Annotated in this window: 18 protein-coding genes; 8 read left to right on the top strand and 10 right to left on the bottom strand. The window is 75.0% G+C overall.

The genetic code is table 11. The features are described 5' to 3' along the window. Positions 1-47: 47 nt before the first annotated feature. The 3 genes from ABZZ04_RS00280 to ABZZ04_RS00270 are packed head-to-tail and all read right to left on the bottom strand — an operon-like array spanning position 48 to position 4,356. Positions 48-1,712, bottom strand: coding sequence for a hypothetical protein (locus tag ABZZ04_RS00280; protein WP_356929950.1), 1,665 nt, complete (start codon positions 1,710-1,712; stop codon positions 48-50). Beyond that, on the bottom strand, positions 1,709-4,150 hold the full coding sequence (locus ABZZ04_RS00275) for a protein kinase (protein WP_356929949.1): 2,442 nt from the start codon (positions 4,148-4,150) through the stop codon (positions 1,709-1,711). Before ABZZ04_RS00275 ends, ABZZ04_RS00280 begins: the two co-directional genes overlap by 4 nt. After that, entirely contained in the window at positions 4,147-4,356 is a 210-nt protein-coding gene (locus tag ABZZ04_RS00270; RefSeq protein ID WP_356929948.1) for a hypothetical protein, read from the bottom strand. Before ABZZ04_RS00270 ends, ABZZ04_RS00275 begins: the two co-directional genes overlap by 4 nt. A gap of 132 nt (positions 4,357-4,488) precedes the next feature. On the opposite strand from ABZZ04_RS00270, the gene ABZZ04_RS00265 reads away from it, so the two are divergent. After that, positions 4,489-5,766 carry an Appr-1-p processing protein gene (locus ABZZ04_RS00265; protein WP_356929947.1) on the top strand — a complete coding sequence of 426 codons (1,278 nt, stop codon included), beginning with the start codon at positions 4,489-4,491 and terminating at the stop codon, positions 5,764-5,766. On the opposite strand, the gene ABZZ04_RS00260 is transcribed toward ABZZ04_RS00265, so the two are convergent. Next, positions 5,741-6,445 (bottom strand): 4Fe-4S single cluster domain-containing protein, encoded by a 705-nt coding sequence (locus ABZZ04_RS00260; RefSeq protein ID WP_356929946.1) that lies wholly within the window; start codon positions 6,443-6,445, stop codon positions 5,741-5,743. The genes ABZZ04_RS00265 and ABZZ04_RS00260 overlap by 26 nt on opposite strands. A 473-nt stretch (positions 6,446-6,918) precedes the next feature. Here ABZZ04_RS00260 and ABZZ04_RS00255 point away from each other — a divergent pair, with 473 nt between their 5' ends. The 3 genes from ABZZ04_RS00255 to ABZZ04_RS00245 are packed head-to-tail and all read left to right on the top strand — an operon-like array spanning position 6,919 to position 10,278. After that, on the top strand, positions 6,919-7,641 hold the full coding sequence (locus ABZZ04_RS00255) for a hypothetical protein (RefSeq protein ID WP_356929945.1): 723 nt from the start codon (positions 6,919-6,921) through the stop codon (positions 7,639-7,641). Beyond that, positions 7,638-8,579: a hypothetical protein gene (locus ABZZ04_RS00250; RefSeq protein ID WP_356929944.1), complete on the top strand. Its 942-nt coding sequence runs from the start codon at positions 7,638-7,640 to the stop codon at positions 8,577-8,579. The genes ABZZ04_RS00255 and ABZZ04_RS00250 overlap by 4 nt, the downstream gene beginning before the upstream one ends. Next, positions 8,554-10,278, top strand: coding sequence for a hypothetical protein (locus tag ABZZ04_RS00245; protein WP_356929943.1), 1,725 nt, complete (start codon positions 8,554-8,556; stop codon positions 10,276-10,278). Before ABZZ04_RS00250 ends, ABZZ04_RS00245 begins: the two co-directional genes overlap by 26 nt. A gap of 78 nt (positions 10,279-10,356) precedes the next feature. Here ABZZ04_RS00245 and ABZZ04_RS00240 read toward each other — a convergent pair whose 3' ends face one another. The 3 genes from ABZZ04_RS00240 to ABZZ04_RS00230 all read right to left on the bottom strand — a co-directional run bounded on the left by ABZZ04_RS00240 (position 10,357) and on the right by ABZZ04_RS00230 (position 12,767). Next, on the bottom strand, positions 10,357-10,782 hold the full coding sequence (locus ABZZ04_RS00240; RefSeq protein WP_148831992.1) for a universal stress protein: 426 nt from the start codon (positions 10,780-10,782) through the stop codon (positions 10,357-10,359). Between the two features lie 216 nt (positions 10,783-10,998). Then, the gene (locus ABZZ04_RS00235) at positions 10,999-11,670 is read right to left on the bottom strand and encodes an FMN reductase (protein WP_356929942.1); all 672 of its coding nucleotides are present in this window, start codon (positions 11,668-11,670) and stop codon (positions 10,999-11,001) included. Positions 11,671-11,675: 5 nt separating this feature from the next. After that, the gene (locus ABZZ04_RS00230; RefSeq protein WP_356929941.1) at positions 11,676-12,767 is read right to left on the bottom strand and encodes an LLM class flavin-dependent oxidoreductase; all 1,092 of its coding nucleotides are present in this window, start codon (positions 12,765-12,767) and stop codon (positions 11,676-11,678) included. Positions 12,768-12,942: 175 nt separating this feature from the next. Between ABZZ04_RS00230 and ABZZ04_RS00225 the strand changes: the two genes are divergently transcribed. The 4 genes from ABZZ04_RS00225 (at position 12,943) to trpS (ending at position 16,619) form a co-directional block, all read left to right on the top strand. Next, positions 12,943-13,083 (top strand): DUF6126 family protein, encoded by a 141-nt coding sequence (locus tag ABZZ04_RS00225; protein WP_283852667.1) that lies wholly within the window; start codon positions 12,943-12,945, stop codon positions 13,081-13,083. A 23-nt stretch (positions 13,084-13,106) separates the two neighbouring features. Beyond that, entirely contained in the window at positions 13,107-14,765 is a 1,659-nt protein-coding gene (locus ABZZ04_RS00220) for a hypothetical protein (RefSeq protein ID WP_356929940.1), read from the top strand. 118 nt (positions 14,766-14,883) lie between these two features. Continuing rightward, positions 14,884-15,294, top strand: a complete 411-nt coding sequence (locus ABZZ04_RS00215; protein WP_356929939.1) for a VOC family protein — start codon at positions 14,884-14,886, stop codon at positions 15,292-15,294. A 239-nt stretch (positions 15,295-15,533) separates the two neighbouring features. After that, the gene (gene trpS / locus ABZZ04_RS00210; protein WP_356929938.1) at positions 15,534-16,619 is read left to right on the top strand and encodes a tryptophan--tRNA ligase; all 1,086 of its coding nucleotides are present in this window, start codon (positions 15,534-15,536) and stop codon (positions 16,617-16,619) included. A 31-nt stretch (positions 16,620-16,650) separates the two neighbouring features. Here the strand turns inward: trpS and ABZZ04_RS00205 are convergent, their stop codons facing one another. The 3 genes from ABZZ04_RS00205 to ABZZ04_RS00195 all read right to left on the bottom strand — a co-directional run bounded on the left by ABZZ04_RS00205 (position 16,651) and on the right by ABZZ04_RS00195 (position 24,578). Beyond that, on the bottom strand, positions 16,651-17,274 hold the full coding sequence (locus ABZZ04_RS00205; protein WP_356929937.1) for a 3'-5' exonuclease: 624 nt from the start codon (positions 17,272-17,274) through the stop codon (positions 16,651-16,653). A 141-nt stretch (positions 17,275-17,415) separates the two neighbouring features. Continuing rightward, complete coding sequence (locus tag ABZZ04_RS00200; protein WP_356929936.1) at positions 17,416-19,413, bottom strand: NAD-binding protein; 1,998 nt, start codon at positions 19,411-19,413, stop codon at positions 17,416-17,418. A gap of 98 nt (positions 19,414-19,511) precedes the next feature. Continuing rightward, entirely contained in the window at positions 19,512-24,578 is a 5,067-nt protein-coding gene (locus tag ABZZ04_RS00195; protein ID WP_356929935.1) for a DNA repair ATPase, read from the bottom strand. Positions 24,579-24,752: the final 174 nt, after the last annotated feature.

Genomic DNA, 24,752 nt, shown 5'->3' with positions numbered 1-24,752 from the left:
GTGCTCGTCCTCGGCCGTGTTCGCGTCGGCCGTGCTCGTGCCGTCCGTCAGCGGCCGTCGGTCGGTACCGTGCGGTGCCGGGGCCGGGCGTCGTCCCTGGAGTCCCTGGAGTCCCTGGTGTTGCTGCCGTCCCTGACGCCTCTGTCGCCGACGGTGTCCTCGTCGAGCACGAGGACGCCCTCCTCGCCCCGGGTGCCGGGCACGGTGCCGCTGCCCTCCAGTGCGAAGTCCAGGGCGACGCCGAGCCGGCGGGTGATCTCCCGCAGCCGGTCCAGGTGACCGCCGGCCCCGCGGCACCGTTCGTCGTCCAGGGCGAGCGCGTCGGCGTCGCGGGTGCCGGGCCGTTCGCGGCGCATGGTGGCCACCCGGGCCCGCTCCCCGTCCAGGACGATTCGCAGCCAGTGCTCGTCGCCCCAGCCGGGCGGGGTCCAGTCGAGGCGGAGGAGCCGTTCGCGCGGGTGCGACGAGTCGGCAGCAGGGGTGTCGTGGTGGTCCGTTCCCAGGACCGCGATCCGCAGCATCCGCTCGACGTACCGGTGTTCCAGCTCCGCCAGCCGTTCCGCCACCCGGTCGTCCACCTGCTGCTGCTCGTGGGGTTCCAGCCGGCGGCCCTCGTCGAGCACCCGGCGCAGCAGCGCGGTCTCGGCCGGGGCGGGCGGCAGCGGGTCGGTGCCCTGCGGGGCGGTGGTCTCCAGGAAGTGGAGCTGTGCGGCGGCCCGTTCCTCGGCGTGCCGGCGGGCCCGCACGGCGCGGTTGGTGTCGGCGACGAAGCGGCGTGCCTCGCGCAGATGGGTGCGGGCCTTGAGCGGGCGGGTCGCGGCGGCGGCGATCGCGTGCCGCACCGCCGCGGTGGCCGGTGCGGCGTCCTCGGCGGTGGCTGCCACGTCGAGCCGGGCGAGCAGTTCGGCCCCGATCCGTACGGCGTCCTCGTGCCGCAGCTCCTCCGCGCCGGGCGGCTGCGGAAGGGCCTCGTCCGCCCTGCGGGCGACGGAGGGGTCGGCGTCCCGCGCGGCGTCCGGCCGCGACCGGTGCTCGTCCAGCACCGCGGCGCGCCGGGCCCGCAGTTCACGCTGCCAGGCGTCGTCCTCCGGTTCGGCGAAGGGGGGCGGGGTGGACCGCAGCACCCAGTCGGCGTGCGCGGCCTCGGCCCGGCACGTCCGGTCCGCCAGGACGGCCAGCTCCTCGCGCAGCCGGGCCAGGGGCATGCCCACCGGATCGAGGGGGCCGGGGAGGTCGGGCTGCGGCGGCCGGGGAGCGCCGGGCGGGGCCGTGCGCGCGGCCCGCCGCACCCGGGCGAGCAGCGCCGCCCGCCGCGCGTTCGCCCGTGCGGCGGCGAAGGCGGCGGCCTCCCACTGCCGGGCGGCGGTGGCGGCCACCTCCTGCCGGTGTTCGAGACAGGCCTGTTCCTCGGCGGCCCGTACGGCCGCCGCCGCGAGCACCTGGGTGGTGACGAGGGCGGCCCGGCCGGCCAGCAGCGCCCCGCTGAGCGCGCCCAGGGCGACGGCCGCCGGGGCGAGGAGTTCCTGCAGGCCCTGGGCCGCCGCGTCGGTCAGGTGCCCGGCGGCCTGGTGGGCGGCGTCCGCCACCCCCGGCACATGGGCGATGTCGGGGTGGGCCAGGGTCTGGAGGTGCGAGGCGAGGCCGTCGGCGGGTGCGTAGCCCATCCCGGGCATCACCTCGGTGATCGACGGCAGGGCGATTCCGGCGCTCATCGGCGTCCTCCCCGGGTTCCGTTCAGGTTTCCGCCATGGGCTCCACCCCGGTTCACGCCCCGGTTTCGGCCCGGGGGCCGGCTCCGGCCCATGCCCCGGTTCAGGACCTGCGCGGTGCGCAGCCGGTTCTGTTCCAGGCGCCAGGAGACCGCGCGGTACACCGTCCAGACGGTGAGCGCCACGACGGTGCCGACCGGCCAGGCCCAGGGCGCGGTGGTGACGGAGTGGACGCCCAGGGCCACCACCGCGGCCAGCAGCGCGGCCGACGGCAGCAGGGTGCGCAGACCGCGCGACCGGGCGAACCGGGCGGGCCGCTCCGACGTGGCGATCAGCCGCCCGGCGAGCGACCGCCGGGGGTGGTAGTGGGGCGGTCCGATGAACGCCGCGGCGGACAGTTCCAGGGCGAACACCGCGGCGGCCGCGGGCAGGGCCAGCGCCCAGGCGAGCACGACCGCCTCCTGATCGGCCCAGCCGACGACGTCGGAGAGACCGATCAGGAACCCCCACGGGACGGTGGCCAGCGTGGCGCCGAGCAGCGCCCAGCCCAGCGTCGGCGGGCGCTCCATCCGCCGTATCCAGGCCAGGGCGGCGTCATGGTCGGCGGCGAGCAGCCGGTCGGCCTCCGCCTCGGCCAGCTCGTTGTGGCGCACCGCGGCCTCGGCGGTGGCGACATCGGCCAGCAGCCGTGCGACGAGCAGGCGCGGGGCGTCGTCCGGGTCGGCGACGAGCCGGGTGTACCAGCCGACGGGTACGGCCATGCCGGCCCGTACCGCGTCGGCGCCCCGGGCCAGTTCCGCCGCGGCCCGCCCCGGCTCGTGGGCCAGGCGCAGCAGCAGCGCGTCGACGGTGCGGTTGCGGCGCAGCCGGAGGCGGGCGGTGGCGCGGTCACGTGGCCCGCGCGCCAGGATCTCCTCCGTCAGAGGCCGCCAGGCGGAGCGGTGTTCCATCCACCGCCGGTGCACCTCGTCGAGTCCGGCGCCGCCCGGACGTTCGGCGAGCAGGGGCAGCAGCTCGTGGCGCAGCAGGTCGTCCAGGAGCGCGTGGGCCTCGGCGTCGCCGTTCACGACCGCCGCGGTCAGCTTCCGGATGCCTTCGGTGTTGAGTTCCCACCCGTGGTGGGAGACCTCCAGCAGCGGGCCCAGCCAGTTGATCAGCCGGGTGGTGGTCCGGGCGTCCGGCGCTTCGGAGAGCTCCGCGCGCAGGGCGACGAGCCGCTCGTTCTCCTCGGTGTCGCGGTCGGGCGAGCCGATGAACTGTCCCAGCCACTCGACGAGTTCGGCCCGCCGTGCCCGGCGGGACAGCAGCCGGCCGGTGGCGACGCGGTTGATGCCCATGAGGAGGGCCAGTTCCTCGGCGCTGGTGACCTCCCGGCCCATGAAGAGGAAGGGGCGCAGGGTGCGCCGGGGCGGCAGGTCGTGCGGTGCGGCGCCGGACGTGCGGGGCGCGACCGGCGGGGACTCCCCCCGCAGCCAGGCCGCCACCTGCTCGCCGCTCCAGCGGTGCTCCGGGGCGCGGGTGAGCAGCCCCTGGCAGAGCATCAGCAGCCGGGGATCGGTCACCAGGGGGAGTTCGGGGTCGTGGGTGGCGACCTCGGTCAGGACCTCCTCGTCGCCGCGGAAGTCGATCGGGTGGCTGCCGCCGGCCAGTTCGGCGACGACCATGCCGAGCGACCACCAGTCGACGGCGGGGGTCACGGCCTGCCGGTGCGGGGCCGCCTCCGGCGCGAGGTAGAGCGGTTTGCCCACCCAGCCGCGCCGTCGCGGCCGGTCGCGCTGCGGTTCGTGCACCGCCGCGCCGAAGTCGATCAGCACCAGTTCGGTGCGGTCCTCGTTCTGGATGCGCACCATGATGTTGTCGGGCGTGACGTCGCGGTGCACGATGTCCCGCGCGTGGATGGCGACCAGCGCCGCGTGGAGCTGTTCCACGACGGCCCGGACCAGGGCGGGCGGCAGCGGCCCGGGGTGGTCGGCGAGGTAGCGGGCGAGGTCGGTCTCGCCGTACGAGAGGGTCAGGTCGTAGGGGTGGCCGTCGGCGGTCCCGCTCTCCAGCAGCCCGGCGACCGACCCGCCGAGCCCGCCGGGCCCGTCCGATCCACCCGGCCCGTCCGATCCACCCGGCCCGTCCGGTCCGCCGGGACCGTCCGGCCCCTCGGCCAGGATGCGGCGGACGCCGGGGTCGGGGCCGAACCGGTGGTGGTACCACTTCAGCACGAGGGGCACGTCGGCGGGCGCGTGCCGGGCCTCCCGGTCCTTGACCCGCAGCACCACGGCCTGGGACGGGCGGCGGACGTCGCTCAGCACCTGGGTCAGGTCGAAGCGTCCGCCCAGCGCGGCCGGCACCCGGTCCAGCCCCCTGCGGGTCTCCGCGTCCCGCGGATCGTGGTGGCCGGTCCCGGGCTCGTCGACATCCATTTCGGTGGGCGGCGGCGGAACAGTCATGCGACATGCCTTCCGATGACGGTGACGGACAGGACGGGCAGGACGGGCGGGACGGGCAGGACGGGCAAGGTGGACAGGACGGGCAGGACGGGCGAGACGGCGACGGTGACGGGCGGGACGGGCGGGACGGGCGGGACGGCGACGGTGACCGGCGGGATGCGGGCGGCAGCCGTGCCGCCGGGCCGGATCGAGTAATTCCGTTTCATGGCTCGGCAGTTGCCGGGACGTGCGCCGTCACGTGCGCCGGGGCGGTGCGTCCGGCATCCGGTTTCGGACGGCCGGACAAGGTTGCCGAAAGGCGCTCCCGCGGGCGGACGGGCGGGCATATCGTGTCGGGCATGAGCCAGGAGACCCAGCCCTCCTCGTCCGCTCCGGAGCCCGAACCCACGCCCCCGAAGTCCCCGCCCGCCCCCGGCCGGGGGCGTTCCGACGAGCGGTCCCGTGCCGGAGGGCGCCCCCTCCCGCCGCTGCCCGGCGCCGAACGGCTGGCCGCGGAGCTGCGGGCGCTGCGCCGGCCCGGCCTGTCCGGTCTGCGCACCCTGCGGCCCGAGGCCCTGATCAGGGTGGCCGCCGCCGCGGGCCTGTGCGGTGGGTTCGACGACGAGGCCGCCGGGGTGGAGACACTGCTGAAGGCCGGTGTGCGGCACCTCGGCGGGAACACCCTGTCCGCCGACGGCACCCGCGGCGATCCGCTCGCCAGGGCGGCGGCCCACACCTTCGGGCTGCTGCCGGACCGGCGGGGCGTACCGGGCCAGGACCGCCGCAGGGCCGCGGCGGCCGTCTACGGCGTCACGCCCGAACGCTTCCGCAAGAGCCAGGAGCGGGAGGTGATCGCGGAACTGGCGCTGGCGGTACTGGCGGTGGCCCGGACGTCCGCCGCCGGACCGCCCCCGGAGCTCCCCGCGGTCCCGGCCGTGCCGGAGGGCGGCACGCTGCCCGTGCGGTCGCCGGACCCGGTGCCCGATCCGCCGACCCGGCTGACCGGACCGCCGCTGCCGGCCGCCGCCGCGCACCGCATCACCGTGCACGTCGCGTCCATCGAACTGCTGCGGGACATCGACATCCTGGTGTCCTCGGAGAACATCTACCTGGAGATGTCCAAGACCTTCCGCTCCACCGTGTCCGGGTCGCTGCGCCGGGCCGCCGCGATACGCGACGAGAGCGGCGAGACGGTCGACGACGTCCTCGTCCGGGAACTGGTCGAGTGGATGCGGGCCCACGGCCGGGCCGGGCTCCCGGTGCGTCCCGGCACCGTCGTGCCGACCTCGCCGGGCGCCCTCGCCGAGCGCGGCGTGCGCCGTATCCACCACGCGGCCGTGGCCTCCCCGACGAGCGACGGCCACGGCTACCGGGTCGATCCGCACGTGCTCGCGGAGGCGGTCTCGGCCAGCTTCCGGCTGGCCCGCGCGGAACGCGACCGGTTCGACCCGCCGCTCTCCTCCCTCTGCTTCCCGCTGCTCGGCGCGGGGCACGGGCTGCCGCCGGAGAAGGCGGCGCGCTGGCTGTGCTGGGCCGTCCGCGAGGAGCTGAGCCGCGACCCGTCCTGGACGGTGCACCTGGTGGCCCAGCGCCCCGAACTGGCGAAGCTGCTCACGGTCGCCAGCTCCGCTCCCTGAGTCGTAGCCCACGTTCCTTCAGCCACCTTTCCCAACGGGGTAGTTCGCCTCGCCGCGGTACGCCGTAGAGCCGTACGGCGGGGGGTCCGGCCGGTTCGCCGGAGGTCCGACCGGACTCCACGACGACCTGCACCGCCGGTCCGTCCGCCTCCCGGTCCAGGTGCGGCGCGTACCGGATCCGGCCGAGGCCGGTACGGGGCGTCAGCCGCTGGTTCGCGGAGCCGCGCCACACCAGCCCGGTCGGTTCGGCGACCCGGAACCGGCCGGTCACCACGGCGTCCGCGGACGCCAGGGCGGAGCGCCGGGCGGCGTCCAGCTCGGACTCCTCGTAGCCGGTGTAGACCAGCAGGTCGGCGGGGAGCCCGTCGCCGGTCGCGCCGGGGCGGGTCAGTCCGGACCTCAACCGGGCGGCGCCCCGGAGCAGTTCGGCCAGGGCCGCGGGCTGGGCGAGCGGTTCGCCGCCGCTCACCGTCAGACCCGCGGCGCCCCGGCCCAGTGCGTCCCGCCACAGCTCCAACAGCCGTTCCACGTCCATGGGTTCACCGCCCCGCGGGTCCCAGGTGTGCCGCGACATGCAGCCGGGGCACGCCAGCGGGCAGCCCTGAAACCAGATGCCGAGGCGCCTGCCCGGTCCCAGCGTCTCCAGCGGGAAGTGCGTCCCGCCGACCTCGACCCGCATCGGCCCTCCCCCTTCCCGCCGGGCCGCCCGCCCCGGCGCCGCCGAGCGGGCCCGGGAACGCCGGCGGATGCCGTCGGACGCCGGCGGGCACCCGGCGGATGCCGCCGGGCGCCGTCGGCGTCCCCCGTCAACGAGTATCCGGCGGACGGGCCGGGCGCGGCCCATTTCTCCCGGTTGTTCTCCGGGCGTTTCCGGGTGCCGTCCGGTCGTTTTCCGGGCCTGTTCCGGATGCATTCCGGGAAATGCCCGCCGGGCCGAATGCGCAGGTGAAAGGCCGGTAATTTCTATTGTCCGGCCGGTTGCGGTCCGTTCTCCCGATCCTGCCCCGGGCCCTTCCGGCGATGCGCCGGAAGGGGCGGAACGGCGGGGGCCGCGGCCGGGTCGTGCCGTTCGGAAGGGGCCGCCGCAGCGGTCCCGGACGGAGAAAAGGGCGGTTGCCGGGAGGTGATCGCGCGGGGGAAGGGGATTCCGCCATGAGAGCCGACACGAATGGTTTCATCAGTTCGGCCCGGTATGTCTGGAGCAACCGGGTCACGGCAATTCACGACCGACATCAGGGCCGCAGGGACGCGCCCGGTCTCCGGGACCGGATCGCCGCGCTGCCGCACCCGGACGACCTGCCGCACGACGTCACCGACCAGTTCCCGGAGCTGCTGACCCCGCACGTGCAGGGCATCCGGGCGAGCGCGTCGCGCGGGGCCGACCGACTGCGCTCGCGGCTGCTGCACGACGAGCGCGAACTGTGCGCGCGGATCCACTCCGAGTCGGTGCGGGTGGCCGCCCGGTACGAGGAGCTGCGGGATCCCGCGCCGGCCGCCCTCGCCCGGTACGGCGAACTCATCGGTGTGTGGCGGGCCTCGGCGGGGGTGTGCCGCTCCCGGGCCGCGGTTCTGACCCACGAGGCGAACCAGCGGCTCGCCCGTTACTGGACGGCCGTCCTGACGAGTGTTCATCCGCTGCCGGAGGAAGGGGAGTTCCCTTCCTGCGGTCCGCACTGGCTGCCCGGCCGCGTCGCTCTCGACGAGTCCTGGCAGCACACCGACGACTGGCTGCGGGGGGACGGCGGGCTGCTGCCCTCCCCGGCCGCGGACCGGGCCGGCCACCCGGTGACCCGCGCACTGGCCGTCCTCGACGCGGAGCCCGTGCGGGGGACCGGGAACGGCACCCCGGCGGGGGCGGGACGGGGGCACGGATGACCCGCCCGGACCCGGCCGCCGCCCCGGCGCGTGCCGCACGGCGTCCGGTGACCGCCGCCCCGGCGCGTGCCGCACGGCGTCCGGTGGCCGCCGACGCCTTCCAGGAGACCGCGAACCACCGCACGAACACGGAGAGAGCCATGAACGTGCCCCATCCGCCCGGTCGTCCGCACGTCGTCGCCGTGCCGCCGCGCCGGTCCGGCCGCTTCCGGCGCACCGCCCGCGCCCTGGCACTCGCGGCGTCGCTCGCGGTGTCGCTCGCGGCCGTCACCGGCTGCACCGCCTCCGCCGAGGCCCTCCGCACGCCGTGCGGGCTGGTCATCGACGGATCGGGCTCCGGGGCGGCCGGCGGCCGGGGCTTCGACGCCGAGGCCAAGCTCAAGTCCACGCTGGTCCCCTTCCTGACCGACCGGAGCTGCGGCACCCTCGCGTTCGCCCCGGTGACCCGTTCCTCGCAGACCTCCTCCTGCCGGGTCGGGGACGTGGACCTCGACCCGCCGGCCGACGAGACCACCGACCGCGACAGCCTGCGCAGGTCGACGCGGGTCGTGGCGATCAAGAGCGCGCTCACCATGCTCGAGTGCGCCCGTACCCAGGGCGGTTCGGACGTGCTCGGCGCCCTGGCGCGGATCGGTGGGGCCATGCCGTCCGGCAAGGAGGCGCCGAGCCTGCTGGTGGTGAGCGACTTCGAGCAGGCCGACAAGGAGTTCACGCTCCGGGTGGGCGAGATCGCGACGGACGAGAGCCGTGAACGGGCCGTCGACACCCTGCTCGGCGCCAGGGGCGTGCCGGGGATCGCCGGGATGGACGTCTACCCCGTCGGCTACGGCATGCGCCACGACGCCAGGCCGAGCGAGTACCGGCCGTTCGACGCGTTCTGGACCGAGATCCTGAGCAGGAGGGCGAAGGCGCATGTCCACGACGACTACCGGAAGTGACCCCGAGGAGCCGCGCCGACGGCGGGCCAGGGTTCCGGGGCCGCTGCGCGGGAGGGACGGGCGCCGGGGCGCGGACCGCCGGGTCACGGCACCGGACGAGGGGCCCGAGCGCCGCCCGCTGGTCCTGACGGACCGGGAGCAGCGGCGGCTGATCGAGCAGGCCCGCAAACGCGGGGCCAAGGAGGCGGTGAGCAGGAAGCGGCTCCTGGTGCGCGGCCGGACCGTCCGGTCGGGGGCGTTCGACCCCTGGGTGCTGGGCAGTGCGGGCCTGGCGTCCTACTTCGCCGAACTCGCCTCCGTGCGCGACACGCTCCGGGCGCAGCTGTGGGAGCAGGCGGCGGACCGGGAGAAGCTGGAGCTGCTGCGGGACGCGCGCGCCAGGTCGGACGTGGAGGCGGCCGAGGTGGAGAGCCGCCTGCAGGACGACCTGCTGCGGGAGGCCGACGAGCAGGTCCGGTCCTCCTGGCGCGAGCTGAACCGGCTCGCGGCCCGTGCGGTGCGGTGGGACCGGTTCCGCGACGGGGTCCGGGAGCAGATCGAACGCCGCTGGATCAGGGCCCGGTTCCCGGACGCGGAGTTCCCCGGCGACGACGAGGGGGCCGCCCGCCCGGCGGGGGAACCGGCCGGGGCCCGCCCCGGGGAGGACCCCGCCTGGCGGGACGGGCACGATCCCGCGGCCGGACCCGCGCCCGCGCCGGTTCCGGACGACGGCGCGGCCGACGACGACTGGCAGTCGCTCGACCCCGCCGGGGACACGGACCCCGGCCGACCCGTCCACGGCCGGGGCCCCGCCCCGGTCGGGGAGCGGGGGCCGGAGCTCCTCGGCGGCACGGTCCCGCCGCCCGGCCGGGAACCGGGCTGGGAGGGCATGCCGAACCGTCCGGGCCTGCCCGCGTGGCTGATCTGGGCGATGCTCCTGGTCATCGCGGCGGTCGAGATACCGATCTACTGGGTCGCCTTCCAGCCCTTCCACGGCACGGGCAGCAATGAGAGCGACTTCCTGTCCGGCACCCTGGCGATCTCCACCGCCGTGCTGATGGTGCTGCTGCCGCACCTGGCGGGGCGGACCCTGCGCAACCGTGCGGCGACCGGTTCCCTCAAGGCCGCCGCCCTTCCGGCCCTGGCCCTGCTGGGGGTCTGGGGGTTCTCCGGCTGGACCCTGGGCGATCTGCGGGCCAGGCTGGTGCTCAGGCGCCCCGACTCCATCGAGACGCCGGCGGACGTCAAGGACTTCGAAGGCGCGGGGGACCTCGCCCAGTCGCCGACGCTGGCGGACAGCCTCCATCTGTCCGCGGACACCATCACCTGGATGTTCGTGGCGCTGCTCTTCCTGTCCGGGGGCGTCGGCTTCCTGCTGGGGCTGCTCAAGGAGCACCCGTACCTGGACGCGTACCGCTCGGCCCTGGAACGCCGGGCCGATCGGGTCAGGCGGCGGGAGGAGGCCCGGATCGCCGTGGACCGCGCCCGCTCGCTCACGCAGACGGCACAGGAGCGTGCGGCCCGGCGCAGGGAGGCGGTGGACGCCCGGGTGCGGGCCACCGAGGAGCTGTACGAGGCGGCGGCCCACGCCTTCCTGGAGGGGGTGGTGGAGCGGTCGAGCGATCCCGCGGTGACCGAGGCGGCGATGCAGCTCTCCCGGACCTGGCCCCTGCTGCCGACGCCCTCCTCGCCACCGCCCTCGGTCAGCCGGAACGCGTGAGCACGGGCCCGCCGGGCGGGTACGGGGAAGGGGGCCGCCCGCCGGGCGGCCCCCTTCCCTCACATCACACGGGTCGTGTCACGCGTCGCGCACGACCGTCACCGGGCAGGTCGCGTGCTGGGTGACGTGCAGGCTGACCGAGCCGAGCAGGGTCGCCTTGAAGCCGCTGTAGCCGCGCGCGCCGACGACCAGCAGGTTCGCGCCCTTCGAGCGGTCCAGCAGGGCCTGGGCCGGGTTGCCGATCACAATGATCTTGCTGATCGCCGCCGCGCCCTCGGCACCCAGGGCCTCCTCCAGCGCCTCGTTGAGGGACACGGTCGCCAGGGCCTGCGGGTCGAAGTCCTCCGGCATGCCCGGCATCATCGACGCCCAGCTCGTCGCGGGGTACTCCCAGCTGTTGACGGCCTCCACCGTGTCACCGGTCAGCTCCGCCTGGCGCACGGCCCAGTGCAGTGCCTTGATCGACGACTCGGAGCCGTCAACGCCCACCACGATCCTGCCCATCACTGCCTCCAGCTCGGTTCGGCTCAGTGCGCAGAGGCGTCGTACGGAAAGAAAGTCGTACGACGCATCTTTCGCCCCAACTCTAATCAAACCGGGCAGAGCTGCCGGTGGTGGGGTCCCCGTGGCCGGGCCGGTCGGGTTACCGGCCCGGCCACGGGGGTGTCGGCCGGGCCGGGCCGGGCGGGGGGGGGCACGGCCCGGCCACGGGGGGTGCGGTCAGTCCAGGCGGAGGTCGGCGAGCTGCTGCTCGAAGGGCACGACCTCGTCGTCGAGCCCGAGCGTCCGCGACGCCCCGGACCGGGCCCGGCCGCCCGTGATCATGGCCGCGAGCTCGTTGCCCGCCCGCCGGATGCGGGACGGCAGGCCGTCGGTGTACTCGTCGCCGGACGATCCCCAGTCCTCCGACGCCGCGTACACGGACGTCGGGGCGACGGTGGCCCGCAGGTAGGCGAAGAGCGGGCGCATCGCGTGCTCCAGGACCAGCGAGTGGCGGGCGGTGCCGCCGGTCGCCGCGACGACGACGGGCCTGCCGGTCAGCGCCGTGTTGTCGATCAGGTCGAAGAACGACTTGAACAGTCCGCTGTACGAGGCGGTGAAGACGGGCGAGACGGCGATCAGGCCGTCCGCCTGCGTCACCTCCTTGATCGCCTCGTCCAGGGCGGCCGGCGGGAAGCCGGTGACCAGGTGGTTGGCGATGTCGACGGCCAGGTCGCGCAGCTCGATCACGCGGACCTCGACGGCGCGGTCCTGCTCGGTCAGCAGCCGCTCGCGGGCGGCGCCGGCCAGCCGCTCGGCCAGCAGCCGGGTCGAGGAGGGGCTGCTCAGGCCCGCCGACACGGCGACGATCCGCAGCGGCTCGGTGGCGAACGCGGTGGGCTCGGTGGACACGGTGGTCAGACCTCCTTCGTGGCGGTGCGGGCGGCGACGACGGCCGGGTGTACGGGGGCGGCGTCCGGGACCCCGGCCGGCCGCAGGTTGGCGAACTCCTTGCGCAGCACCGGGACGACCTCCTCGCCCAGGATGTCGAGCTGCTCCAGGACCGTCTTCAGCGGCAGTCCCGCGTGGTCCATCAGGAACAGCTGGCGCTGGTAGTCGCCGACGGCGTCCCGGAAGGACAGGGTCCGCTCGATGACCTCCTGCGGGGAGCCGACGGTCAGCGGCGTCTGCCGGGAGAAGTCCTCCAGGGAGGGGCCGTGGCCGTAGACCGGCGCGTTGTCGAAGTACGGGCGGAACTCCCGTACCGCGTCCTGCGAGTTCTTCCGCATGAACACCTGGCCGCCGAGGCCGACGATGGCCTGCTCGGCGGTGCCGTGCCCGTAGTGGGCGTAGCGCTGCCGGTACAGGTTCACCATCTTCTTCGTGTGCTCGATGGGCCAGAAGATGTTGTTGTGGAAGAAGCCGTCGCCGTAGTACGCGGCCTGCTCGGCGATCTCCGGCGAGCGGATCGAGCCGTGCCAGACGAACGGCGGGACGCCGTCCAGCGGGCGCGGGGTCGCGGTGAAGGACTGCAGCGGCGTGCGGAACTTGCCCTCCCAGTCGACGACGTCCTCGCGCCACAGCTTGTGCAGCAGGGCGTAGTTCTCGATGGCGAGCGGGATGCCCTGACGGATGTCCTTGCCGAACCAGGGGTAGACCGGTCCGGTGTTGCCGCGGCCCATCATCAGGTCGACGCGGCCGTCCGCGAGGTGCTGGAGCGTCGCGTAGTCCTCGGCGATCTTCACCGGGTCGTTGGTGGTGATCAGCGTGGTGGACGTGGAGAGGATCAGCTTCTCGGTGCGGGCGGCGATGTAGCCGAGCGTGGTGGTCGGGGAGGACGGGACGAACGGCGGGTTGTGGTGCTCGCCGGTCGCGAAGACGTCCAGGCCGACCTCCTCGGCCTTCTGTGCGATGGCGAGAGTGGCCTTGATCCGCTCGTTCTCGGTCGGGGTCCTGCCGGTCGTCGGGTCGGTGGTGACGTCTCCGACGGTGAAGATGCCGAACTCCATGGCCCGCCTCCAGAAACCTAGTTTGGTTGAACGTTGAACTATGTGGACACACCCTACAACGGAGTGCCCCCCTGACCTATTCCACGGTCCGTGGAGGGGTTCCGCCCCCGCGCGTACCCTGGTCGGTACGCGCGGGCCGAGGAGACCGGACCCGGGCCCGGACGGAGGCGGCACTGTGGGCGAGAGCAGCGGCGGGAGCGAGCGCTGGAAGGAGCGCGGCGTCGCGCTGCGCGTCTTCGTCTACGTCTTCGCCACGCACCTTTTCGCGGGCTTCGTCTGGATCCTGTTCTACGTCGGCGAGCACGCCAAGAAGTGAGGCGGGCGGAACGGGGCGGGGACGTGGACGGCGCCGATACGGAAGGCACCTGCACGGACGGTATCTGCACGGACGGTACCTGTACGGACGACACCGGTACGGGCGGCGCCCGCGCGCGGGACACCGGCGCGGACGGTGCCGCGGGGGCGCGCCTGGACGCGCTGCTCGCGGCGGACGACATCTGGAGCGCCCTGTTCGCGCTGGCCGAGGAGGCGCCGGCCGGGCTGCCCGACGCGATCGGGGTCCGCTACGGCCGGGCGTCGAAGACCGAGCGGCGGTACCTCTCCTGGCTGCTCGGGGCCCTCGGCGAGCAGGCCGTACCGGTGTTCCTGCGCCTGCTGGGCACGATCGGCGGGGACGACGCACGGGAACTGCTGGGCACGGCGGTGCAGCGGCGGCTGGGACTCCCGTCGGCCGAACTGCACCGGCTCGCCGGGGAGCTCGGCGCGATGGAACCCCTGGTCGACGCGATGGGACTGTCCGGGGACCCCGGCTTCGTGCCGTTCCTCGACGGGCTGCTGGACGACGAGCGCCTGCGCGGACGCGCGGCCCTGGCGCTGGGACGGCTCGGGGCGCGGGAGCGGACGGTGGCGATCGCCCGGCGCCTGCCCGGTCTGACGGGCCTGGAGCACGGCGCCTTCGTCGTGGCCCTGGAGCTGCTGGGCGACCCCGCGGCGATCCCCCACCTCCTGCGGGAGCTGGCGGAGGGCCGGGTCCCGGGCTGGGACGCGCACCACGCCCTGGTCGCCCTGACCGGCCAGGACCCGCTGCTCCCCCTGACTCCCCCGGACGGCGACCACGACGAGGCCCTGCGCCGCGCCTGGGCGCAGCGGTCGCCGGAGCGCCGCCGCGCCCCGTCGATCGGCCCCCTCGCCCTCGACTCGCCGCGCCGTGCGCGCTTCACGCTCGACGACGGCCGGGGCCGCGTCCGGATCGACTACGACCCGCCCGCCCCCGGCTCCTCCTGGCCCCGCTGGGACAAGTCGCTGCGGATCGACGGGGAGCGGGTCTACCACGTCGGTTCGGACTGCGGCACCTGCGAGACGACCCTGTGCCTGCTCGGCTGGCCGCCCCGGACGGCCCGGACGGGCGCGGACCGCCTGCGCGCCGCGCTGGCCGACGTGGACGACCTGGGCGCCGGTGTCCTCGACGCGGTGGCCCCGATCGTCGAGGAGCTCCCGTCCGGCCACTACCGCGCCCACCTGCTCGACCTCGACCTGGAGCGGGTGACCGACCCGGCCGCCTCCTGGACGACCCGGCGCCACGGGCTGCGGGCGGACGACGAGCGGTACGGCGGGGACCCCTCCGAGGACTGGCCGGGCGCCGGCCACTTCCAGCTGCGCGACCGCGTCCCCGGCGAGGTCCCGACGTACGGGGTGCTGCTCCCGTCCCAGCCCCTGGACGCGCTCGACGCGGACACGGTGGCCCGGCACGCCTCGGCGATCGCGGCGGGCCGCCGCCCCACCGCCCTGGCCCTGGGCTGGGTCGAGGACAACTACGTCGAGGCCGAGTACCCCGAGCGCTTCCTGGTCGCCGCCGTCCTGGACGGCCACCACCGGCTCGCCGCCCACGCGGCGGCCGGCGTGCCCGCCAGGGTCCTGCTCCTGGCCAGGGCGGAGGACAACCGGGGCCCGGACGGGGACTGGAGCAAGGCGTTCGACGAGGTGCTGGGACGGTTGTAGGACGGCCGGCGCAGGAGCGGGTCCGCCCCGGGCCCGATGCGACCCGGCACCACGCCCGTCTACGCTGCGGTCGCCGGTACGCAGAAGGGCGCACCGCCGACCGCAGAGGAGCCCCGCCGTGCCGTTCGCCGGACAGGCCCACGTCCGCATCGCCAGGCCGTCGCGGGACCTGGCCGCCGCCGAACGCTTCTGGGCGGACGGCCTCGGGCTCACGGTCCTGTTCCGCGCCGAGGCGGGCCGGGCCCCCGGCACGCACGACCTCCTGATGGTCGGTCACCCCGACGCGTCCTGGCACCTCGAACTCGTCCACGGCGGCGACCACCCCGTCGAGCCGCGCCCCACCGACGAGGACCTGCTCGTCCTGTACCTCGACGGACCGGTGCCGGAGGAGACGGTGGAACGCCTGCTGGCCCACGGCGGCACCCGCGTCCCCTCGCCGAACCCGTACTGGAACGAGTGGGGCGTCACCGTCGAGGACCCGGACGGCTACCGGCTCGTCCTCTGCCGACGCGGCTGGTCCAACGCCTGACGGCGCCACCGGGCGACGAAAGACCGGTGTCCCGCGCCGTCGGGCGGGTTACGCTTTGCCCATGACTTCTGCACCGTGCCGGAACTGGTGGCGCTCCTTCTAGGAGCGGCCGCCTCCCCTCTGCACGGAATCAGGGCCGTTCGAAACGGACGGCCCTTTTCTCTGCCCTCGTACGGGTGCGGATGCCGATCCCGGCGGGCCGTCCTCCACGCAACCAGCACCGCGAGGAGACAGACCCCATGAACACCGCCCCCGCCCCCGCCCCCGCCGTCGAGTCCGTGTCCGCCGCCGCCGGGTCCGCCCGGCGGCGCAGCGCCGAGCTGGAGGAGGAGATCCGGCGGGCCCCGGACCGGTTCCGGGTGATGACCGGGGACCGGCCCACCGGGCCGCTGCACCTCGGGCACTACTTCGGCACCCTCCACAACCGCGTCCGGCTCCAGGACCTCGGGGTGGACGTCTTCGTGATCATCGCCGACTACCAGGTGCTCACCGACCGGGACGTCGCCGACCGGCTCACCGGGCACATGGAGGCGATGCTGCTGGACTACCTGGCCGTCGGCATCGACCCGGAGCGCTCGACGGTCTTCAACCACAGCGCAGTGCCCGCGCTGAACCAGCTGATGCTGCCCTTCCTCAGCCTCGTCTCCGTCGCCGAGCTGAACCGCAACCCCACCGTCAAGGACGAGATCGCGCACTCCCGGCAGTCCACGGTCAGCGGGCTGATGTTCACCTACCCCGTGCACCAGGCCGCCGACATCCTGTTCTGCAAGGGGAACCTGGTGCCGGTCGGGCAGGACCAGCTGCCGCACCTCGAAGTGACCCGGACCGTCGCCCGCCGCTTCAACGAGCGGTACGGGGCGGTGTTCCCCGAACCGGACGCGCTGCTCTCCGCCGCGCCGCTGCTCCTGGGCACCGACGGCACCAAGATGAGCAAGAGCCGGGGCAACTCCGTCGCGCTCGGCGCCACCGCCGACGAGACGGCCCGGCTGATCAAGGGGGCGAGGACGGACGCCGAGCGGCACATCACGTACGAACCGGAGACCCGGCCCGGGGTGTCGTCGCTCGTGCTGCTGGCGGCGCTCTGCCTGGACCGCGACCCGCACGCGGTGGCGGAGGAGATCGGCGGGGGCGGCGCGGCGGCCCTCAAGCGGACGGTGACCGAGGCCGTCAACACCAGGATGGCGCCGATCCGGGCCCGGCGGGCCGAGTACGCGCGGGACATGGGGTACGTGCGGTCGGTGCTCCGGGCCGGGAACGAGCGTGCCCGCGAGATCGCCGGGGCGACGCTGGACGAGGTGCGCGGGGCCATGGGCGGCGTGCTCTGATCCGGGGCGTGCCGCACGGGTGGCCCGGTCGTCAGGCGGTGGGCTCCCCCGGCCAGGCGTCCCGGGCCGCGAGGTCCAGGATCAGGGCCGCGATGTTCCAGGCGTCGTCCGCGCCGCTGTGGTGACGGCCCTCCAGGGGGAGGCCCGCGATCTCCAGGGCCCGTGCCATGCCGGGGCGCTTGCGCAGGCCGTGGGCGGCGGTGAAGGGGATCTTGGCGTTGGTGTGGCGGTGGCCGAACGGATACCGGGTGCCGGTGGCCCGGCACTGGCGGGTGAACTGGTTGCGGTCGTAGTCGCCCCAGCTCGCCCAGGGCCGGGACCCCGCGTGGTGCTCGGCCGCCAGCAGCCGGCATGCCTCCGCGAAGGAGATTCCCGTGTCCACCTCCGCCTGGGTGAGGCCGGTCAGTTCGGTGCAGAAGTCGCCGACCGTGGACCGGGCGGGCCGGACCAGGATGCGGTGGCGGGCGACCCTTCCCGGGATTCCCGGCTTCCTCGACCCCTTCCGCACGGGGGAGGCCCCGGCCGCCGCGCCCAGGTCGACGACGGTGAGCCCGATCTCGATGATCTCGCTGACCGCGCCGGGCGGCGGCTGCCCGTCCCAGCAGGTCGCCTCGATGTCGATCACGTTGAGGAGGTCGGGGGCGTCGGTGTCCATGGGGGGAGGGTAGGGGGACGGGCGGACGCCGGGCACCCGGATTTCCGCCGCCCGCCCGGCCTTCCGGCCTTCCGGCCGCCCGGTTTTCGCGGGCCCGGCTCGTCCCCGGCCCGTTCCCGGCCCGTCCTCGGCAGGGCCTCGTCACGGCCTCGTCGGTGCCACCGGGCGGCGTCGGCGGAGCAGTTCGGCCAGGCCGCGGCGGGTCGCGGCGATCACCACGCGGTCCTGGGGGCGCAGCACGTACCCGGGGTGCAGGTCCCAGACCAGGCCGGACGGGCGGTCCGGGTGGCCGGGGGAGGGTGTGGCCAGGTCCGGGAGGCGGTCCTCGGGCGGGGTGGCGTCCAGGGCGAGGACCCGCCAGGCACCGGCCCGGAACGCCTGCTCCACCGTGCGGCCCTCCAGTTGCGAATGGCCCGCCACCTCGATCGCCGCGAACAGCATCACCTTCCGCTCGACCGGGATCGCGCCCAGGATCTGGCGCCCCATCATGGCGACCGCGAAGGACGGGGCGGCCAGGTGGGAGACGGACCGGGACCGGGTCACGGCCTGCGGGTGGGCGGTGCGCAGGGTGCGGTAGACGGCGGTGGCGAACTCGTCGTCGTACAGGCGCAGCGCCACGCGCAGGTCGTGCTTGACCGAGCGGGCGTACAGCGCGGCCTCCAGATTGGTGATGTCGGCGCTGGTCAGGGCGAGGAGCGCGCGGGCGCGCTGGATCTTCGCCGCCTCCAGGACGCCCTCCTGGGTGACGTCGCCCAGGACCACCGGCACGTGCAGCCGCCGGGCCACGGGGATGCCGCGCGCGTCCGGGTCGTCCTCCACGCACACCACCGGGATGTTGAGCTCGCGCAGCCGGACGAGGACCCTGGTGCCGATCTTGCCGAGGCCGAGCAGCACCACGTGGTTGGACAGGCCGCGCGGCGGGCGGCGCAGGGAGGACGCAGTGCGGATCGAGCCGAACGCCTCCAGCACGCCCGCCACGAGCAGCGGCAGCAGCATCAACCCGGCGATCCCGGACAGGATTTGGATGAGCTGGCGGGCCGTCGGTTCGCCGACCGCCGGGTCGCCCATCGCGAACAGGTCGAGCAGCGTGAGGTACGCGGCGTGCAGCGGGTCGTCGCCGGTGGAGAGCGTCGAGGCGACGGCGAGGCCCACCACGGCCAGGCCGACGCCCAGCGCCGACCAGCGCAGCCGCCGTGAGAAGACCTGGCTCAGCGGCGCCCCCCGGCCGCCCATCCGGGACGGCGGCCCGGACGGGCCCGCCTGGCTGACCGCCTCCAGGACCACCGTGCCCCGGTCCGTCGCGGCGGACAACTGCCGCTCGTCCGGAAGGAGTTGGGGCCCCTCGGCGCCGCTGCTGTCGGAGCCCTCGGCGCCCGCCGGGTCATGGGTGGTGGAGGAGAGCAGCGCGAGGGTGCACAGCCCGGGGTCGGCGATCTGCCCCTCGCCGGGCGGGGTGCGTTCGGCGGCGCGCAGCAGCAGGCCCTCCGCCTGGATGACCTTGCTGGAGCCGGTGAGGACGGTCGCGGCGAGGGCGGGGGCCGCGGTGTCGGCGTCGGACAGGACGGTGGTGGAGGCGTCCAGGGCGGCCCGGTCCAGGCCGGGCACGGCGAGGGCGGCGGCCTGGTCGAGCAGGGCCTCCAGGTGCTGGCCCAGCTTGCGGTTGTAGAGCCGGATGACCAGCCGGAGGCGGGGGTTGATGCGGCGTGCGGTCAGCGCGGCGCGGATGTTGCGCTCGTCGTCCTCGTAGACCAGCGCCAGCGCGGCGGCCGATCCGACACCGGCCTCCTCCAGCGCCTCGTCGGACGGCTCCGCCGCCTCCGTGATGCGGACGGCCTCGACACCGGCGTTGGTGTCGTCGCCGAGGGCGTCGGCCCCGCCCCCGCCGGTGCCGCCGGTCCGGTTCATCGCCGAGGACATCCGGCCGAACAGCGCCGCCGCCAGGGTCCGTCCGGTCAGCGGCAGTTCGGGCCTGCGGTCGTCGCGGCCGGGCGGCAGGACGAGGGTGACCCGCTCCCCGTACACGTAGCGCAGCTCGACGGCGAGCCGCCGGGCCAGCGCGTCGTCGCCGCAGACGACCATGTGTCCGCTGAACGGGGAACGTTGGGGCTGCTGGGGAAGCTGGGGCACGTGTCCCAGCATGCCTTGCTCCTCTCCTCCGTGGGTGGCCGGTGAGTGTCGGACCAGGGCCTTTCGTTCGGACGAGCCGGCATGATCCGGACGAAAGGCATCGGCAGCCGTCAGCGGTTCTCCGGCGGCGGTTCGGCATGCGGCGCCGCGTGCCGGGGCTGCGGGTTGGTGAGCAGATGGCGCGGGTCGGCGACCCGGACGATGGCCGACTCGACCGCCGCGATCCGGTCCGCGAGCAGGCCCAGCGCGGCGACGGCCCGGGTCATGGGGTCGCCGTCCGGCCCGCCGAGCGCCTGCGCGCGCACGTAGGAGGCGGTGATCTCCGCCCAGCGCGCGGACTGCCCGGCGGTGAGCCGGCCGCGCAGCGCGGCCAGTTTGAGCAGGTTCGACTCGGCGCCCGAGGTCAGTGTCTGGGCCTCGCCCGCGTAGTGGTCGTCGATGACTGCGTCGAGCTCCGCCGCGTTCATCACCGGCACGATCCGCGCCGCGATCTTGTTCATGTCGCGGTAGGAGCCCTGGAGCCGGAACGGCGGTTCGGTGCGCGTCGCGTCCGTCTGCGCCGCCGACGCGATGTACGCGGCGTTCACGGCCAGCACCGTCTCCCGGGCGGTCAGCAGATGGCGCAGGACGGCGACGATCCGTTCCACGTCGGCGGGCGGGTAGGGGTGTTCGAGCCGGTCCGCGCGAGCCGAGGAGTCGTCGGAGGCCAGCCGTACGAGCAGGGCGAGGTCCTCGCGGGAGCGCCCGGCGAGCGGGGCGAGCACCGGGTTGGCGGTCAGCGCGTTCTCCACGAAGCTCAGCGCGAAGACGTCCTCGCGCCCGCTCAGCACCTCGCCGAGGTTCCAGACGTCGGCCCGGTTGGCGAGCATGTCGGGGATGCGGAACCTGGCCCCCGACTCCGTGTACGGGTTGCCCGCCATGCACACCGCGAACCGCTTGCCCCGCAGGTCGTGGCTGCGCGGTTCGCCGTCCCTGACGCCCTCGATGCGGCGGGTGGCGTCGCAGAGCGGGATGAACTTCTGGAGCAGTTCGGGCGAGGTGTGCTGGATGTCGTCGAGGTAGAGCAGGGTGTTGTTGCCGGACTCCAGCGCGAAGTTGATCTTCTCGATCTCCTGGCGGGCGGTCGCGGTGCGGGCCTGGGCCGGGTCGAGCGAGGTCACGTCGTGGCCGAGGTTGGGCCCGCTGATCTTGACGAGGACCAGGCCGAGCCGGTCGGCGACGTACTCCATCAGCGTCGTCTTGCCGTAGCCGGGCGGCGAGACGAGCAGCAGCAGGCCCTGCGAGTCGGTGCGCCGGTCCGCGTCCGCGGTGCCGATCTGCTTGGCGAGGCTGTCGCCGATCAGCGGCAGGTACACCTCGTCCAGCAGCCGGTTGCGGACGAACGCCGACATGACGCGCGGCCGGAGGTCGTCCAGCCGCAGCCGGGACCGCTCGGCGTCCACCAGGGCGGTGCGCCGGCGCTGGTAGGCCCGGAAACCGGGGACGACCCGGGCGCGGAACCCGTCCGTGCGGGCGAGGAGTTCGTCGATGCGGACGGTCAGCGTGCCCCGGTCGATGCGCGGGTGGGTGCCGAGCAGGCCGTCCACCCGCTCGGTGAGCGGGGCCTCGCACTCGTACCGTTCGAGCACCGGTTCCGGGCAGAGCTCCACGGCGACCGACTCGGCCAAATCCCCCGCGTCGAGTCGGGTACCGCTCGCAGCGGCGTACGAGGTGAGCCAGCCCTCGACAAGTTGACGGCGGGCGTGGAGGTCGTCACCCAGCGCGGCCAGGTCCTCGTCGTAGGCCGAAGTGCCGGTCGTACGACGGAACTTGTCGAGAAACACGCGGACGGTGGCGCTGGTGACGAAACCGGCGGGGCCGCTTGTCAATTCTTCGAAGAGGTATTCGGCGACGGCCACCGGGTCGACCGTCCCGGCGCTCTCGGGTCCGGTCCCGTCGGACGCGATGCCGTCGTGCGTGGTGCCGTCGGTCCCGGTGTCGTCGCCCCAAGTGGCAGGTGCGGTCCAGGAGTTGTCGTCACGGATGGCGGCCGCCCACTCCCGCTGGAGGGCGGCGACGGCCGGGGCGAGGCCGAAAGTGTCGCGGGCGCGGGCGAGCGAGACCGCCCGCCGGGTCCACGAGCCGCGCCGGGCCTCGTCCGTGCCGTACGCCCAGAAGAGTTGCGCCGCCGCGCGCACGGCGGGCGGCCGGCGCAGCAGACCGGCCGCGGGGTGCAGCCGCAGCAGGGCGGCGAGGATCGCGGCGGCGTCCTCGTCGTGGACCCCGCGCTGATGGCCCTCGTCGTACGCGGCTGCGGCCGACTCCCTCACCAGCGCGGCGAGTTCGTCCGGGGACAGGGCGGCCAGGGCGTCCGCGCCCCGCTCGGCCAGGAGCCGGGCCGCCAGGTGCTCGCCCCGGTAGACGTGCGGGGACTCGGAGGGGAGGGTCTGCTCCCAGTACGGGCGGGTCTCCTCGAACCCGGGGTCGGTGACCGGCGCCCGGTAGTCGGTGCCGGTGAGCGCGAACGCGAGCCGGTCCCCGTGCGGGACGAGCGTGAGGTCGAAGGGCTGGGTGTTCACCGCGAACCGGTGCCGGCCCAGCCGGATCGTGGCGCCGCCGTCCGTGTACAGCTCGCTGCGGTCGCGCAGCGCCCGGCCGGCCTCCTGGCGGGCGGCCAGCAGCTGCCCGTCGAGTTCCTCCGCGCGCACCGGGTCGCCGAGTTCCCGCAGCTCGTCCGCGGTGCGGCGGACCTTGGCGACCATCGGGTCGGAGGCGAAGTAGGTGTGGACGGCGTCCGGGTCGGGCAGGGCCGACACCCGCCGGGAGACCGTCTCCAGGATGCGGGCCGCGGAGTCGGCCAGCCGTTCCGCCCGCCGGGCGCGGGCGTCCTGCAGGGTCTGCTTGCGGGCCGAGAACGCCTCGTGGACCTCGGTCCGCCGGTCGGCCAGCTCGGTGAGGAAGTCGTCGAACTCGGCGAACCGCGACTCCAGGTCCTCCAGCCGCACCAGCAGCCGGGCGAGCTGGTCGTCGCAGGCGTCCGGGGTGTCGGCGGCGGCGATCGCCCCCGTGACGGCCTGCCCGAGCAGCGCGAACTCGGCGGCGAACTCGGCGCGGCCCTCGCGGTCGAGCAGTTCGCGGCGGCGCGCGTCGAGCGTGGCGCGGGCCCGGTTGACCCCGCCGAGGACCTCCGCGATCCGCTCCAGGATGGAGGTCCGGACCGTGGCGTCGCCGATGTCGAGCCCGGCGACGACGTCCGTGACGGTGCCGAGCCCCTCCGTCGTCCGCGTCAGCCGGTCGCCGAGCGCCGCCGCGTCCGCGACGGTGGCGAGCGCGGACGCCTCGGCGGTGAGGCGGGCGATGTCCTCGTGGTAGCCGGCGAACGCGTCGTCCCGGGAGAGGAAGGAGACGGCGCGCCGGGCCACCGCCTCGATGTCGGCGGCGGTGTCGGCGGAGAGCTCCGCGACGCGTTCGGTGTCCGCGTACCGCATCTCGGCGAGGGTTGCCACGTGGCCGTGGGCGCGGCGCAGTTCGGTGAGCCGGTCCACCCACTCGGCGGCGGTGCGCGGGACCTCGCCGCGGCTGCGGCGGACGAGCGCGGTGATGTTCTCGGTGGCCTCGGCCAGTGCGTCGGCGGCCTGCCGGGTCAGCTCCCGCACCGTCTCGAACTCGGTCAGCACCTGCTCGGCGGTGGACCTGAGTTCGGCCAACGGGTCGGCGAGCGTGCCGAGTTCGGGGTCGGTGAGCCAGTGGTAGCGGTCGGTGGCGCGGACGCAGTCCGCGACCAGCCGGGCGTACACGGCGGCGGTCGGGGTGGTCTCGGTGGCGCCGTGGGCGAGGGCCAGGCAGTCGGAGATGCCACGCACCAGATCGGCGTTGCCGACCCGGGCCAGCGGCCCGTCGGAGGCGGGGCGGGAGGCGGCGTGGGTGTCGGAGACGTACGGGGTGTGCCAGCGCTGCACCTGGTGGACCCGGGCCGGTTCGTCGGCCGTGGGGGTGGTGCGCAGCAGGACGAGCGTGCCGTCGTCGAGCAGGGCGTGGCCGCGGCCCTGGAGCGGGGTGGCGACCTCCTGCCGGATCAGGTTGTACGGCAGGAGCAGGCTGCGGCCGTCGTCGGGGGAGCGGAAGACGTACAGGACGTCCTCGCCGTTCGGGGAGCGGACGGCGCCCTCGAAGAGCGGGGCGGAGAGCGGCTCGGCGATGTCGAAGGTCTTGGCGGTGCCGGTGGTGAGGTAGTAGCCGCCGGGGAAGATGATCCCCTGGTCCTCCGGCAGCCGGTGGCAGGCCGGGCCGATGCCGTCCAGCCGCAGCACGGTGCCGAGCAGCGAGTTGAAGACCAGGTGCCGCCAGGACTCCTCGTTGTACGGGCGGACCCGGAGCAGGACCAGCGGGCCGATCGTGGCGTGCTCCACCTCGGCGTCGGCGAGGGACTGGAGGGGTTCGGTGACCGGTTCCTCGTAGATGCCGTGCGGGGTGTCGGTGTCGTTCTCCGTCTTGACGGTGAGGGTGCCGCCGAGCGTGTCGACGAACAGCACGGCCCGCGAGCCGTCGCCGTCGCCGCCCACCGCGATGTGCGGGTGCCGGCCCGCCACGTGCGACTCGCGGCCCGCGACGGTCCAGGTGAAGTCGTGCGACGGCGGGAAGACGTGGTCGCGGTCGCCGCGCGCGTCGAGGAAGGCGCCCGGCGAACCGTCCGCGGCGAGCGCCCAGCGCAGCACCCGGATGCCGTCCGCGCTCTCGCCGGTGCGGAAGACGGCGAGCAGCTTCCCGTCCACCCGGCGCAGCCGCAGCAGCCGGGCGTCGCGGTAGTAGCGGTGCAGGGCGGTGAACTCGCGGACGAAGTCCTCGTCGGCCGGCGGCCCGCCCGCCACGGGGGCGTCCAGCTCGGGCCCGTACAGGGCGAGCACGTCGGACACCTCGGCGGTCCCGGTCGCGCCCGGCCCCCGCTCGAAGCCGAACAGCAGCCGACCGCCGACGGCCACCAGGTCGCGGGGGACCGACGCCTGCTCGGTGCGGATCTGCTCGGTGCCGGTGAGCCGGAGCTCGGTCGAGCCGAACTCCTCGGTGCGCCGGGCGTTGAGCGCCTCGGCGCGGCGGGCCAGTTCGGCGGCCCGGTCGCCCAGCCGGCGGCGCAGCACGTCGTACGTTCCCGCGTCCACGGGGCCGCCGGTGGGCGTCGCGGTCGTGGTGTCGGTGTCCATACGCGCGGCTCTTTCTGCGAGGTCTGCGAGGTCTGCGAGGTCTGCGAGGTCTGCGAGGTCTGCGAGGTCCGCGGGGCGGGCGGTTCCGGCGGCGGGGCGGTGGGACGGTTCCGGCGGCGGGCGGCGGGCCGTTCCGGACGGGGTGGCCCGGCCCGGGGCCTGTGCGGTGGACCC

Source organism: Streptomyces sp. NPDC006435 (genome assembly GCF_040612315.1).
In the GTDB taxonomy this organism is placed as follows: Bacteria; Actinomycetota; Actinomycetes; order Streptomycetales; family Streptomycetaceae; genus Streptomyces.
The sequence above is the reverse complement of the archived record's forward strand: the minus strand, read 5'-3'. Positions and strand labels throughout refer to the sequence as shown.

Bases quoted from the DNA above. Each gene is read 5' to 3' on its own strand.
- ABZZ04_RS00280 (WP_356929950.1), bottom strand. From the start codon at position 1,712: ATGAGCGCCGGAATCGCCCTGCCGTCGATCACCGAGGTGATGCCCGGG.
- ABZZ04_RS00275 (WP_356929949.1), bottom strand. From the start codon at position 4,150: ATGACTGTTCCGCCGCCGCCCACCGAAATGGATGTCGACGAGCCCGGG.
- ABZZ04_RS00270 (WP_356929948.1), bottom strand. From the start codon at position 4,356: ATGAAACGGAATTACTCGATCCGGCCCGGCGGCACGGCTGCCGCCCGC.
- ABZZ04_RS00265 (WP_356929947.1), top strand. From the start codon at position 4,489: ATGAGCCAGGAGACCCAGCCCTCCTCGTCCGCTCCGGAGCCCGAACCC.
- ABZZ04_RS00260 (WP_356929946.1), bottom strand. From the start codon at position 6,445: ATGCGGGTCGAGGTCGGCGGGACGCACTTCCCGCTGGAGACGCTGGGA.
- ABZZ04_RS00255 (WP_356929945.1), top strand. From the start codon at position 6,919: ATGAGAGCCGACACGAATGGTTTCATCAGTTCGGCCCGGTATGTCTGG.
- ABZZ04_RS00250 (WP_356929944.1), top strand. From the start codon at position 7,638: ATGACCCGCCCGGACCCGGCCGCCGCCCCGGCGCGTGCCGCACGGCGT.
- ABZZ04_RS00245 (WP_356929943.1), top strand. From the start codon at position 8,554: ATGTCCACGACGACTACCGGAAGTGACCCCGAGGAGCCGCGCCGACGG.
- ABZZ04_RS00240 (WP_148831992.1), bottom strand. From the start codon at position 10,782: ATGGGCAGGATCGTGGTGGGCGTTGACGGCTCCGAGTCGTCGATCAAG.
- ABZZ04_RS00230 (WP_356929941.1), bottom strand. From the start codon at position 12,767: ATGGAGTTCGGCATCTTCACCGTCGGAGACGTCACCACCGACCCGACG.
- trpS (WP_356929938.1), top strand. From the start codon at position 15,534: ATGAACACCGCCCCCGCCCCCGCCCCCGCCGTCGAGTCCGTGTCCGCC.
- ABZZ04_RS00205 (WP_356929937.1), bottom strand. From the start codon at position 17,274: ATGGACACCGACGCCCCCGACCTCCTCAACGTGATCGACATCGAGGCG.
- ABZZ04_RS00200 (WP_356929936.1), bottom strand. From the start codon at position 19,413: ATGCTGGGACACGTGCCCCAGCTTCCCCAGCAGCCCCAACGTTCCCCG.
- ABZZ04_RS00195 (WP_356929935.1), bottom strand. From the start codon at position 24,578: ATGGACACCGACACCACGACCGCGACGCCCACCGGCGGCCCCGTGGAC.